The organism is Nostoc sp. C110 (genome assembly GCF_043099725.1).
Lineage (GTDB): Bacteria > Cyanobacteriota > Cyanobacteriia > Cyanobacteriales > Nostocaceae > Nostoc > Nostoc muscorum_A.
Genome location: NZ_CP171148.1, coordinates 4897279 through 4910106, shown reverse-complemented (window position 1 = coordinate 4910106; position 12828 = coordinate 4897279). Strand labels below are relative to the sequence as shown.

Annotated in this window: 11 protein-coding genes; 2 read left to right on the top strand and 9 right to left on the bottom strand. The window is 40.5% G+C overall.

Features of this window, described 5'->3' with window-relative positions; all coding sequences use genetic code 11:
• Window positions 1-27: 27 nt before the first annotated feature.
• Window positions 28-1074, bottom strand: coding sequence for a zinc-dependent dehydrogenase (locus ACFFRD_RS26335; protein ID WP_114080888.1), 1047 nt, complete (start codon window positions 1072-1074; stop codon window positions 28-30).
• A 228-nt stretch (window positions 1075-1302) separates the two neighbouring features.
• On the opposite strand from ACFFRD_RS26335, the gene ACFFRD_RS26330 reads away from it, so the two are divergent.
• Window positions 1303-1809 carry a GNAT family N-acetyltransferase gene (locus tag ACFFRD_RS26330; protein ID WP_194143245.1) on the top strand — a complete coding sequence of 169 codons (507 nt, stop codon included), beginning with the start codon at window positions 1303-1305 and terminating at the stop codon, window positions 1807-1809.
• Between the two features lie 68 nt (window positions 1810-1877).
• On the opposite strand, the gene ACFFRD_RS26325 is transcribed toward ACFFRD_RS26330, so the two are convergent.
• The 4 genes from ACFFRD_RS26325 to dacB form a co-directional block, all read right to left on the bottom strand.
• Window positions 1878-3296 (bottom strand): TerD family protein, encoded by a 1419-nt coding sequence (locus ACFFRD_RS26325; protein WP_392478467.1) that lies wholly within the window; start codon window positions 3294-3296, stop codon window positions 1878-1880.
• A 107-nt stretch (window positions 3297-3403) separates the two neighbouring features.
• Window positions 3404-3976 (bottom strand): TerD family protein, encoded by a 573-nt coding sequence (locus tag ACFFRD_RS26320; RefSeq protein WP_392478466.1) that lies wholly within the window; start codon window positions 3974-3976, stop codon window positions 3404-3406.
• Between the two features lie 70 nt (window positions 3977-4046).
• A complete protein-coding gene (locus tag ACFFRD_RS26315) occupies window positions 4047-4649 on the bottom strand; it encodes a TerD family protein (RefSeq protein WP_392478464.1) in 603 nt (200 codons plus the stop codon).
• A 760-nt stretch (window positions 4650-5409) separates the two neighbouring features.
• Window positions 5410-6882, bottom strand: coding sequence for a D-alanyl-D-alanine carboxypeptidase/D-alanyl-D-alanine-endopeptidase (dacB, locus tag ACFFRD_RS26310; protein ID WP_392478462.1), 1473 nt, complete (start codon window positions 6880-6882; stop codon window positions 5410-5412).
• Between the two features lie 234 nt (window positions 6883-7116).
• On the opposite strand from dacB, the gene ACFFRD_RS26305 reads away from it, so the two are divergent.
• Window positions 7117-7713: a hypothetical protein gene (locus ACFFRD_RS26305; RefSeq protein WP_392483168.1), complete on the top strand. Its 597-nt coding sequence runs from the start codon at window positions 7117-7119 to the stop codon at window positions 7711-7713.
• A 157-nt stretch (window positions 7714-7870) separates the two neighbouring features.
• Here ACFFRD_RS26305 and ACFFRD_RS26300 read toward each other — a convergent pair whose 3' ends face one another.
• From ACFFRD_RS26300 to ACFFRD_RS26285, 4 genes are all read right to left on the bottom strand, one after another.
• The gene (locus ACFFRD_RS26300; protein ID WP_392478460.1) at window positions 7871-8332 is read right to left on the bottom strand and encodes a tellurite resistance TerB family protein; all 462 of its coding nucleotides are present in this window, start codon (window positions 8330-8332) and stop codon (window positions 7871-7873) included.
• Between the two features lie 166 nt (window positions 8333-8498).
• Window positions 8499-10412: a biosynthetic-type acetolactate synthase large subunit gene (gene ilvB / locus ACFFRD_RS26295; RefSeq protein ID WP_392478459.1), complete on the bottom strand. Its 1914-nt coding sequence runs from the start codon at window positions 10410-10412 to the stop codon at window positions 8499-8501.
• Between the two features lie 132 nt (window positions 10413-10544).
• Window positions 10545-11807 carry an MFS transporter gene (locus ACFFRD_RS26290; protein WP_163935409.1) on the bottom strand — a complete coding sequence of 421 codons (1263 nt, stop codon included), beginning with the start codon at window positions 11805-11807 and terminating at the stop codon, window positions 10545-10547.
• A gap of 180 nt (window positions 11808-11987) precedes the next feature.
• The gene (locus tag ACFFRD_RS26285; protein WP_392478457.1) at window positions 11988-12608 is read right to left on the bottom strand and encodes a hypothetical protein; all 621 of its coding nucleotides are present in this window, start codon (window positions 12606-12608) and stop codon (window positions 11988-11990) included.
• Window positions 12609-12828 lie beyond the last annotated feature (220 nt).

Below are 12828 nucleotides of genomic sequence, written 5' to 3'. Positions count from 1 at the left end.
CACTCTCCTATCTCCCTAATCTTCCTTTTACGGATAAATTAAGATTTTATAAGTATCCGGTGTGGGTGCGATCGCTTGCTCAACAGCTGCTGATAAATCTTTTAATGGATAGCGATCGCTAATCAAAGCTTTTACATCAATTCGCTGATTAAACACAATATCGGCTGATAAACTCTGAAGCCGATAAGATGAGCTATAACTGCCGATCAAGTCAATTTCTCGACGGTAGAGGATATTTGGGTTGATGGGAATTTCCACCTCATCAGGAAATTCAGCGAAAAATAAGATTTTACCGCCTTTGCGGGTACTATCAAGTGCTTGAAAGAAGGCTTTTTCACTGGGTACAGCCAGCAAAGTAACATCAACACCTAGTCCACCAGTTAAGGCAGAGATTTTGGCAGGCAAATCGGGATCGCGAGCATCAAAAGCCGCCTCTGCACCGACACTCAAAGCTTTATCAATTCTAGAGGGTAGTAAATCAGTAGCGATCGCTTTTGCTCCGAAATACTTCACCAACATAATGAACATTAACCCAATTGGCCCAGCACCAGTAACTAACACAGTTTGTCCTGGAGCAATTTGAGCTTTTCTCACTGCCTTCAAGCAGCAGTTAGTTGGTTCTACAAAACTTGCTTCTTCAAAACTAATATTATCCGGGATGGAAATTAACCCACCATTTTCCACAATATGTCCAGGAACCTTGACATAATCGGCAAAACCGCCACCACTGGCGTTAAAGCCTGCGGTTGTGGAGATGTTTTTGTAAACATCGCACATAGAGAAATTATCATTTAGGCAGTAGGCGCAACGCATACAAGGGATGTGGTGCATCACGGCTACCCGTTGTCCAACTTGCCAACCTTTGACATTATTGCCTATTGCTGCGATCGTGCCGGCAGTTTCATGTCCAAAAATACGCGGCGGTTCATACAGTGGATAACGAATTTTCTTAATATCTGACTGACACAACCCCACAACCCGCACCTGTACCAGCACTTCATCTGGTTCCACAGTTGGGACTGGGATATCTTCGTAAGACAGTTGATTAACGCCTCTAAATACCTGTGCTTTCACGCTGTTTTTTCCCCACTCAACGATACTAGATGTAACATTAGTGGTGAACTTTAAGCTATCAGATTTGAGATTTCTGTGTTTTAGCTCGATAGAATTTTACGGGCGCATATCAGTATTTCTTTGCTGAGTAAATCAAATAGCTTTCTAAGAGATAAGGGTGTGTTAGGGCTTGCGTAACGCTGTATTATTTTTAAATATTTTCTCAATATTTTCTCCGAGACGCTAGCAATGACTATTCGCCATGCGACTGAAACTGACTTACCTGCAATTGTGGCAATTTATAATGCTGCAATTCCTAGCCGCATGGCAACTGCTGATTTAGAGCCAATATCTGTAGAAAGTCGCCTTCTTTGGTTTAAGGCGCGATCGCCTTCACAACGCCCGCTTTGGGTAATCGAAGTGGAGGGAGTAATTGCTGGATGGCTTAGTTTCCAATCCTTTTATGGGCGGCCCGCCTATAATACGACTGCCGAAATAAGTATTTATATAGCCCCTCAATTTCATCGCTGTGGTTTGGGACGACAACTATTAGCACAAGCAATTAGCGAAAGCCGTAGTTTGGGTTTAAATACCCTATTAGGCTTCATCTTTGCCCACAATCAGCCTAGTTTAAACCTTTTTAAAACATTTGGTTTTCAACCTTGGGGACATTTACCTAAAGTTGCCGAAATTGACAGCGTTGAACGAGATTTAGTAATTATGGGACTTAGAATTATTGACATTCCCACAGATTAAAACCGTAAACTGTCAATGATTGTGATTGAGTTTTCGTAAAAAGACATTTATTTTATAACCATGAGTTTTTATTGTAATAAATTATTTGTTTTAGCTAGTTTTAGCCAGTTAGGATATTCAGTCATCAGTAAATCATAAAGTTCTTGATCTGCTATACTTTCTGGATCTTCTAAACTGAAGAAATCTGAATTATCAACATAGCGATCGCTCATTTCATCCAACCGTTCTAAGAAGGTAAAATCACTTGTCTTTGCTTGAGATAACCAGCCTAAAATGCCTTTACCCTTAGCATCCTTACGTGACTTGCCAATAGCCATAAATTGCCAAAAAATAGGTTCATAGGAAGACTCTTTAAGATACTGTTCTGTTTGTGGCTCGTCAGATGTTGCTCCATCTGTAACAAACATGATATAGACTGGTTGACTTAAGGGTGTAGTATTTTTTTGGCTTCCTTTTTTAGATACTGGAAAATAAACTTTTCTAATCATATTGATAGCTTTACCATAGTAAGTACCACCTTCGAGCGGATACTGTTTTAGTAGATTTGGAATAAAGCTTTTAAAATTTTCAATAGTCATTGTACCTACATTATGGGTTTCAACTCCGAATAGAAATATATCAATAGAGGCATTTTCATCAAAACGACATCCTAAAGCAAGGATTTTTTCAGCGAACCTCTGGATTTTACCTGTGCAATAGAGCGAACTCATTGAACCAGAGATATCAAGGCAAAGCACAACCTTAGCTTTATGATTGGTGAGATTTACTTTTTGAAGTGATATATCTGCTTTTTTAGCAAGATTAAAAATATGTGGTGCTTGACTTTCAAGCTTTTTATCTAATACTATATTTCCTTGATTTTCATAGGTTTTTTTCTCACTTTCTACTTTCGGAGATTCTTGAGTTTTTTCTTGTTTAGTTTCTCCAATATATTTATCTACAAAACTTTTTAGCCCAGAACTATAGCCTTCTCCTACTGCTTGAAATTTCCATTCATTGTCCTTTTTATACAAGCGTCCAAATTCCAAAGATGTCTCTTGAGACAAAGCCTCTTTTAAGTTATACCGAGCTAGAGAATTTTCGTTTTCGTGATTGTAAATCTTGATAAAGGCATTTTTTATTTGGCTAAAGTTTTGATTTTTTTCTTGCCCTTCATGAATAGTGACAACAAAAACTATTTCCTGAATGGCTGGATTTACTTTTTCCAAATCAACATAAATTGTCTCGTCATCTCCGTTACCTTCTCCAGTTCTATTATCTCCTGAGTGTTTTAAAGAACCATCTAGTGATTGCAGGTTATTGTAGAAAATAAAGTATTTCTCATCGGGTATTTTAGCATTCGCGTCTAACATAAATACGGAAGCATCAATATCATAATTTTGTCCAGTTTGATTTGTTTGCCAACCCAAGCCAATAGCTACTTTCTTTAAATTGGGAGCTTCTTTAGAAAGATTAAATCTACCACCTTTGCTTAATTCAATTTCCATTTCATATACATCCTATAAATTTAGTTTTTGCGAATTAACTTATACAAAAAAAAGGAGGTATTCATGACTCTTACCCCCTTTTTACTGATTACTTTTTGAGATAGCTACTAAGCAGCATATCGTTCTACAAAACTTTGTAGCCCTGATTTATAACCAGCACCGACAGCTTGGAATCTCCATTCCCCATCTTTTCGATAAAGCTTACCAAATTCAATTGCAGTTTCTGCGGAAGCATCTTCATCTAATTCATACTTAGCAATTTGTTTTTCTGTGGCGTTGTCATAAATTCTGATAAATGAGTTTCTGACTTGTCCAAAATTTTGCTTTCTTTGATCTGCTTCATGAATGGTAACGACAAAAACTATTTCTTGAACCGAAGCATCAACTTTGCCCAAATCAATTTGAATTGTTTCATCGTCTCCAAGCCCTTCTCCGGTTCTGCTATCTCCTTCATGTTTTACAGAACCATCTGGTGATTGGGAGTTGTTATAGAAGACAAAGTATTTTTCATTAGGAATTTTCCCGTTAGCACCTAACATAAAGATAGAAGCATCAAGGTCAAAAACTGTACCTGTATCTGTAACGTTGATATCCCATCCTAAACCAATACCAGCATTTTTTAAGCTTGGTACTTCTTTTGAAAGATTGATTCTTTCGCCTTTACTGAGGTTTATTGACATAATTACTCCCTATTTTTTCAAAACGAATTTTATGCAGAGTTGTTATTGAGTTGGGTAACTCAATAAGTAGTTAAGCATAGACTTTCATAAGTCCCTGCAAACCATTAACATTAATGCCGTTACCAATAGCTGCCATTTTCCACTCGTTATTGTGATTGTAAATTTCAGCCATGATCATCCCGGTCATTCCTTTGTATTCAGAACCAGATAAATGATATTTGGCCAGTTCTTGATTGTTAGATGTATTGACTAAGCGCACAAAGGCATTTTGTACCTGTGCAAATTCTTGCTTACGAGCAATACAGTCGTAAATATTAACCGTAAAAACTAGTTTGACAATTTCTTTTGGTAGTCGAGCTAAATCTACAATAATTTGCTCGTCATCACCTGTACCTGCACCTGTAAGATTATCACCCAAATGGGTAATAGCTCCTGATTTGTGCAATAAATTTCCAAAGTAAAGAACGTTACCGATATCTGTTATTTTGTCATTTTTATCTAAACAGATTACAGAAGCATCTAAGTCGCAGTTTTGAGTATTACCGAAAGCCCCAAAAAAACTGCTGCCAGAACGTTTTGCTATATCCCAGCCTAGTCCACACATCAGCTTTGTGAGCCCAGGTGCTTCTTTAGAAAGTGAGATACGTTGCCCTTTTTGTAGGTTGATTACCATGTGATAATTTTGAATATATTCAAACTGCGAATGTTTTTAACTATTTGATTAGGTAGCTATTCGTATTAGTCTTTATCAGGACTTACGCAACTGGCATATTATTTTCAGTTCGTAGTGTTCGCGCAGCGTCTCGCAGAGAGGACTTTAGTCCTGAAAATAAGGGCTAAAGCCCTTACTACAAACTACAAATCCGATTTTTTGTGACACTTGCGTAAGTCCTATTTATTAAGAGTTACTTCTAGCTTTTTAACTTTGTTAATTTTTACTAATTTTTTGCACCTTAAAATTGGCATACAAAATTATTCTCCATTAAAGTAATGAACAATAAAGCTACAAATTTTTATTGTATAATTACGTTTTTATGTCGGAGTTTACTAAGGCGTTTATCTATTTGAGTTGAATAATAATACGCCGCATAATTGAAGACATATCATATTGTTATGCGCTCTATCGTAGTCATATTTAAAAGCAGTGTAATCAGGAAAAATACGTAATATCCAACATTTTTGTATTTATACCACATATTTTTTGCTGGTATTACTGATCTAATTGCCGTTATAAAGTAGACTGTAACTGCGCTATAAATATTAAAAATTATTGTCTTTATGTTTGAATCCAAGTAAAAGCTCGGAGTCTAGGGCTTTATTGTCAATAAGTTATGGCAGAATCAATCTCTGATCGTTTGATACTGCGATCGCTGCAATTATTTACCAGAGTCAGCAAATGTAGAGACACAAACTTTTGCATCTCTAAACATTTTTTAACAACGCTGCAACTGCGTTAACAACACAACAACTTCATCAATTACTTGCCGCACAGCCGTTGCCGGTTGATCCGATTGATTAACGATAATACTAAAAACTAATGGCTCATATTTAGGCGAATTTATATATCCAGATAGAGAAACTACACCCGTTAATGTACCTGTTTTTGCTTGCACAATGCCCTCAGCAGATGTGTTTTGAAAGCGCCCTTTTAAGGTTCCAATTTTACCTGCTACGGGTAAAGATGCGCGATACACATATCCTGCTGGTGTTCTTGCCATCCCTCGCAAAGTTTGTACAAAAGCTTCTGGTGTCGCTAAATTCCGACGTGATAAACCCGAACCATCTACTAAAATATAATTTGCTGGATCAACTCCCAATTGAGTTAAACTAGCTTTGACAGCTTCTAAACCAACATCAACGCTAGTTTTAGTTTTCACTCTGGGTTTTTCCCCAGCTAATGCTCTCAATAGTGCCTCAGCATAAAGATTATTACTATTCTGAAGAGTTTCCATTAATAATTCAGATAAAGGTGGTGACTCTACAAAAGCTATTTCCTCTTGATGAACACCACCAGTTACCACTAATGTTTGTCCCAAAGGAATTTTTTCTGTTGCCAAAGCAGCACGGAAGCGTCGTAAGAAATAATAATTAGGGTCAATTACAGGCAAATCTATTAAAGACGGTTCAGAATTTGTTGTTAGTTGTCCTTGAATTCGTAATGCTGTTCCTGATAATTCGCGGGTAATATTGACGTAAGTTGGTTGATTTTGGGCAATCGTTATTGACTGATTAATTGTCCGCCACTGTTTCGCCTCGCCAGGATCAATCCACACTACTTGTAAGGATTTACCTACAGCCTGCGGTACAAGTTTTAAGCTAAAAATATTTTGATTGAGAATAAAGCTGCTGACTGGTGCGCCATAGTCTGACTGCACATCTTCCCATTGCCAGGTGGGGTTAACAATATCTCCTTGAATATAACTATCATCAGCTATCAACCTCTGAATTTGAGTAATACCTTTCTGTTTTAGCTGCTGTGCTAATGTTTGCAGTTGAGTATCACTTAAGCTGGGATCTCCCCTACCGACAACACGTAAAACACCATTGCCATTCTGATAAATAGAGGTGCGAATCCGAAAATTAGCACCCAATTGCTGCAATGCAGCTGCTGTTGTCAGCAATTTGAGGTTAGACGCAGGAGTAAAATATTTCTGAGCATCCCGACTATAAAGAGTTTGCCCACTTGATAGGGGTTGCACTAAAATTCCCCAGCGCACCCGACTAAATAAGGGACGATTGATTACAGCATCTATAGCTGTTCCCAGTTGGGTAGAGCAAATTGATTTTGTACTGGTTGTTGGCGCGACTTGGGTTTGTGCTTTCGCAATAGAACTAAATCCTATCTGACTAGTCAAGAATATTAACAAAACACCCAGTGGTTGATTGAAAGTCTTAAGTCTCACCAATTTTTCTTATCCCAAAGATAGATATTTTTAGTTTGCCAACAACTTCTTTCCGGAGAGAGAAGAATTGGCTCAGTAAAGTTACTTAACTAGTATAGGGAAGATGTTCACATGTTTCATACGTGGGCGATGTCTACGACAGGCTGCGCCTACGCACAAACATAATTTATGGGACTACAGAATAGAAACGTAAGTCAACCTGTACATACTACAGAAATACGAAATCGAGGCAATGGTGTGAGTACATTTTTATCTGGTGTAGCTGTATTACTCTCTACTTTGGCTTTGGGATGTAGCGGCTATGTAGCTTATGAAGTTTTCACGTTGCGGCAGACACTAAATGCTAGTAATACAGTCAGCAACACCATTCCCAGTCAAGTGCCAAGCCCTACAGCTACAACTTCTCCACAAGCAACAGCCTCACCATCCCCAGCCAGTGCTACAACTTCAACAATTAGCCCTGGTCAATTTGTGCAGCCTGCTTTTGGCAAAAAGGCAGAAGTTGAGTTACTTTCAGCAAAGCGAATTAAAGATCCAGAAACTGGAAACCGTGATGTGGTAAATCTGCAAATGCGGATTCGTCGCCTTGCCACAGACGGAGTTGTTGGTGATATTATATCGGTGGCTAGTACAACAGCCCGTAATGCTGAGACTAGCGTAACCTACAAAGGGGTTGCTCTCAATCGCTCAACAGGAAGCGTTTCTTTGTTTCAAGTACGCCCACAAGCCTCCGCAGATGCTTATATCTGGCTAAGAGTTCCCGATGGCGTTAATAACTTGGACATTTTTGTGCCAGATACAGCCGCATTTAAAAATGTACCAATTTCTAATTAGTGGTCTATGGGATTAATTTTGATAAAGTGCAAGATTCCCAACTTCTTTATGAAGTCAGGAATCTGAACAACTCAACTTAAACAAAATTATTTTTTACTGTAAATTAGCAACCCCAAATTAACGATGGTAGATGCTTGAGGCTGTAATTGAAAAAGGATTACTCCTCTTCCTCTTCTTCATCTTCCCCGAACACTGCGTCTATCAGTTCTTGTGCCCGCTCGTCTGAAATCTTTAAGGCTTCCTGAAGCTCAGAGATATAATCTTGTTCCGCTTCGGGTACTTCCTCATCAATCCCCACCACTAAGATAGCTGTGATATATGCAGCTTCCCGATAACCTCTATTCGGTAAGGATTCGATGGACTGAGCGATTAAATCTTCTGGTTCTTCTTCTTCAATCAAGCTGACAACTTTTTCGGTCAATTCTTCAAAGTCTTCTTCAGAGTAATCTTCAAATAAGTCAACCCGACTCAGAAATTCACTTAAAGCATATTCTTCTGTTGAAGAAATACCTTCACCATCGGCGGCTGCGGAAAATAGTCCAAGGATTGCGATCGCAACTTCTGGTTCTAGAGCAACTGAACTAATACTACGGCCTTTGGGCAACTTGCGTTTAGACATAATTATCCTCTAAAAGTTACGTGATATTTCAGGAAGTAAAATGCTTCCTAAAATTTAGGATTCCCAAAAGAATGGAGAAAAATACATTGATATAAATATTTCTTCATAAAAAATACGCAGAGAGACATCCCTCTGCGTATAAAAACTATTTAATTCTCAAAAAGCGTTACAGCTTCGTCCCACACTCAGCGCAGAAGTTGTGGTTAGGAGCATTTTTGGCATTGCAGTTACTACAATAAACTGGTTCCGCTGCTGCTTTGGGCGATCGCTTCTGCAAGCCGACCATTTGAGCGTTGCTCTTACCAGGAACTACCATTGGATAGCAGTTTTCGTCTCTGGTGACGTGGACATTTAAGATTACTGGGCCTTTGTGTGCCAGCATTTCGGCGATCGCATCTTTTAATTGACTGCGATCGCTGATTACCATACCCTTAATGCCATAAGCTTGTGCCAATAACTCTACGTCTGGCATCCCTACTTCCATGTTGGAGCATGAGTAACGCTCACCATAGAAGGCTTGCTGCCACTGGCGCACCATTCCTTGCCAGCCGTTATTGATAATTATGGTCTTGACATTTATTCCATACTGTGCGAGTGTACCAAGTTCCTGCAAACACATTTGGAAACTGGCATCACCGCTAATACAGATGACTTCTTCATCAGGAAATGCCACTTTCGCGCCCATTGCAGCAGGTAAGCCAAAACCCATCGTTCCCAAACCAGCGCTAGAAATCCAGCGCCTTGGGCCATTCTTGAGGAATTGTGCTGCCCACATTTGATGCTGTCCGACATCTGTAGTGTAGAAAGCGTTGGGTGCTTGGCTATTGACTTCTACAATTACTTCTTGGGGTGAAATGCTGTCGGCGTGATGCGGCACTATTAGAGGATACTCTTCGCGCCAACGATTAACTAAATTTAACCACTCTTGGTTTTGATTAGGTGTAGCCTTAACACCTGTTTCTTTGCAGCGACGCAACAAGTCTACTAAGACGTTCCGCACATCGCCGACGATGGGTACTTCGGGAACTCGGTTTTTGCCAACTTCTGCGGGATCGATGTCGATGTGAATTACTTTGGCGCGCGAGGCGAATTCGTCTAATTTGCCTGTAACGCGATCGTCAAATCTAGCACCGACGCAAATCAGCAAGTCACAATCACTTACAGCAAAGTTAGCGTAAGCAGTGCCGTGCATCCCCAACATTCCCAAAGCTAGGGGATGATGTTCGTCAAAGGCACCGATCCCCATTAAGGTTGTGGTGACAGGAATGTTGAATAATTCAGCTAGTTCTTTGATTTCTTCATGGGCACCAGCTGCGATCGCACCACCACCGATATACAGTAGAGGACGGCGACTTTCAGTAATCAACTGAATTGCAGCATTAATTTGCCGGGGATTTCCCTTCACCGTAGGACGATAACCGCGTAATTTTACTGAACCTGGTTTTACAGGTACATAGTCAAATTCTTCTAAAGCTACATCCTTGGGGACATCAATTAAAACTGGCCCTGGTCGTCCAGTGCTAGCGATGTGGAAAGCTTCGGCGACAATTCGCGCCATATCTTTGGGATCACGCACTACATAAGAGTGCTTCACGATGGGTAGCGTAATGCCGTAAATATCGGTTTCCTGAAAGGCATCTGTACCAATGGACGGACGTGCTACCTGCCCCGTAACCACAATCATTGGGATTGAATCCATGTAGGCGGTGGCGATCCCTGTCACCAAGTTGGTTGCTCCTGGGCCAGAAGTGCCAAAACATACTCCTACCTTCCCAGTTGCACGGGCGTAACCGTCTGCGGCGTGGGCTGCGCCTTGTTCGTGTCTCACGAGAATGTGCTTAATAGCACCAGTTGCTTCCACCTTATACAGGTCGTCATAAATTGGTAGAATTGCCCCACCAGGATAACCAAAAATATAATCAACGCCGTGGCGATGAAGGCTGTCAAGTAGAGCAAAACCGCCAGATGCACGTTTGGGCAAGATTGGCGGGCTAGAAGCACGAGACTGTTTGTGATTCTCAGTTTGTGGGAGACTAATTTGGGAGAGCGATTCTCCTGCGGAGACACTTCGTGAACGCACGGTCAAACCTCAGACTATAGCTAAAGTTAATGCTGAATTCTGTAGTTAAGATTTCATTTTAGTTGAAAACTTCAATGAAAACCTGATTAATTTTTATATTAGATATAAAGATAGATTATTAGCCTACATTAATTAAATTACGTCTTGCAAGACATTGCGGGTATTTTTCCAAGCCCAAACACCTACAACAACAACAACAACACTCATTGCTACCAGCACAGTTCGCAAGCCCAAAACATCAGTTAATGGCCCAGTAATTGCTAGGGGTAACGCCAGAGCGATGTTTACGGCATGATTTTGAAAGCCAAATACTTTACCGTGCATGGTAGATGGTGTTTGCTGTTGAATTAAAGTTTGCATGGGTACGCCAATTAGGGCAGCACCTATACCCAAAAATGCACAGAGTGCTAGCGCCAGTAATAAGTTGTGCGTAAAAGTGAACACCCCTAAAACTAGTGCCATCATCAAAAATCCAATTAAAGGTAAGGGTTTGTGATGCAATTTATCACCCCAGTGACCTAAAATCGCTGCACCAGATACCATACCCACCCCTGCTGCTGCTAAGAAAAAGCCAAACTGTTTTTCTTTTAAACCAAACTCTTCAGCTAATCGGATTGTCAGCACTGTTAACGCTGCAAACACACAATATAAAGTTGTTAGTTGCAGCATAGCGTTCAAGATCAAAGGGTTTTTCTTGAGATAGCGCAGGCTTTCAGTGAATTCAGCCCAAGGGTTATTTGATGCCCGATGTTCCCTCAGTCGTTTGGGTTCTTTAAACTTAATCGGTTGCATGATTGCAGCCGACAATATGTATAATCCACCAACCACAAGCTCTTGACCGTATTCTTCTCCCATCCAGCTTTTCGCCAAACTCAAAATCGGCTCTCCGATAGCAAAGCCAACAATTAAAGCTCCCATCATCGTGCTGGTAAACAGCGCATTGGCTGCTAACAAATTCTCTCGCTTCACCAACAGGGGAATGGCTGCTTGTTCAGCTGGTGCAAAAAACTGCGTCACTGTAGAGATGGCAAAAGTCAGAATTAATAGAATCAGAAACTGTCTTGGTAACAAGGGAAGACACAGTGTTAATATTCCCCGCACAACATCTGAGCCAACCATAATTAGCTTTTTTGGCAAGCGGTCAACAAAGATACCACCAGCAGAGCCGAACAAAATTGCTGGTATTGTAAAGGACAGCATCAAAGTTGAGTACATCGAGTTTTGTGCCAACCCAGGAAGCGGTGAATAGTTCTCCAAGAGAGCAATCATCAAAACGAAGAAAACCTTATCTGCTAACTGGGACACTAGTTGTCCAATCCACAGGAGCATAAAACCACGGTTTTTTAGCAGTGCGCCAAACCCGTTATTAACAGCAGCTGGTTCAGTTGGAAACATTTAGATACTTTCTTGCTTTGGGTAGATGGGACATGGGGAATGGGACATTGGGCATTGGGTATGGGCTATGGGGTATGGGCTATGGGGTATAGTTTTTCTTGACTGTCCCCTGTACGCTATCACCTGTAACCTTTTCCCTTCCCCACTCCTAACTCCTAACTCATAATTCTATTGTCCGGACTAATTTGCTTCATAGCGCTTTAACAGCATAAGCAAAAACTCAGCTGCTGTCAGATAACCTTTGGGTGGAGAAATTTCAATGGATGAATCTACCCACCAGCCTTGTACAGCTTGGGAGGTAGATTCAGAGGGGCTTTTCGTTAGACATTGCCACATAGATAAATGATCAACTGCTGGTTGTGCATAAAAGTTATTTTGCCCACAACCTAGCAAACAGGAACTCCAATGCGTGAAATAATCATGACTCATCCGATGAATCGGAAAATTACCCTGTAGTGGTACTCCCCATCCATCTATAGCAATAAAAGCTTTGACACTACCACCCAAGAGTTGCCACAAATGTGCTGCCCCTATTGCCCCCACTACGCCAGCACTAAAGCTAATGAATATAATTGGTGATTCTAGAGAGTTGCTTAGGCGATCGCGCAAAAACTGCAAAATATGAAATGCTGATAGAACCAAAACATCTTTACCTGGATAAAGCAGTATATTTGCGGTATGAGGAGCGTTAGCGTAGCTCACCGCAGGTATCGCGCCATTAGAAACTAAATCTAACAATCCTACTCTAAAGCTTTCAGTTAACTCTGGTTCATGAATTCCAGGGCAAATAATTATACTCATTTGTCTATCCTGATTGGGCATTGGAAGATAATTCTACGGTTGGGTTAGGGTTTTTTGATGAAAATTCTAAATCACAAAGACTCGATAAATCGCCGTCTCTACAATAATCAATCCTTCGTTTTGACGGCGATTTATCACGTCTCTTGGCTTAACCGAACTGTATAATTTTTCATGCCACTTGCCCTGAGCGCCCCGCAGGGAAGGGATGCCCAATGCCCCA

Coding starts and splice junctions, on each gene's coding strand:
- ACFFRD_RS26320 (WP_392478466.1), bottom strand. CDS start 3,976: ATGTCAATAAACCTCAGTAAAGGCGAAAGAATCAATCTTTCAAAAGAA.
- ACFFRD_RS26285 (WP_392478457.1), bottom strand. CDS start 12,608: ATGAGTATAATTATTTGCCCTGGAATTCATGAACCAGAGTTAACTGAA.
- ACFFRD_RS26325 (WP_392478467.1), bottom strand. CDS start 3,296: ATGGAAATTGAATTAAGCAAAGGTGGTAGATTTAATCTTTCTAAAGAA.
- ACFFRD_RS26290 (WP_163935409.1), bottom strand. CDS start 11,807: ATGTTTCCAACTGAACCAGCTGCTGTTAATAACGGGTTTGGCGCACTG.
- ACFFRD_RS26315 (WP_392478464.1), bottom strand. CDS start 4,649: ATGGTAATCAACCTACAAAAAGGGCAACGTATCTCACTTTCTAAAGAA.
- ACFFRD_RS26300 (WP_392478460.1), bottom strand. CDS start 8,332: ATGTCTAAACGCAAGTTGCCCAAAGGCCGTAGTATTAGTTCAGTTGCT.
- ACFFRD_RS26330 (WP_194143245.1), top strand. CDS start 1,303: ATGACTATTCGCCATGCGACTGAAACTGACTTACCTGCAATTGTGGCA.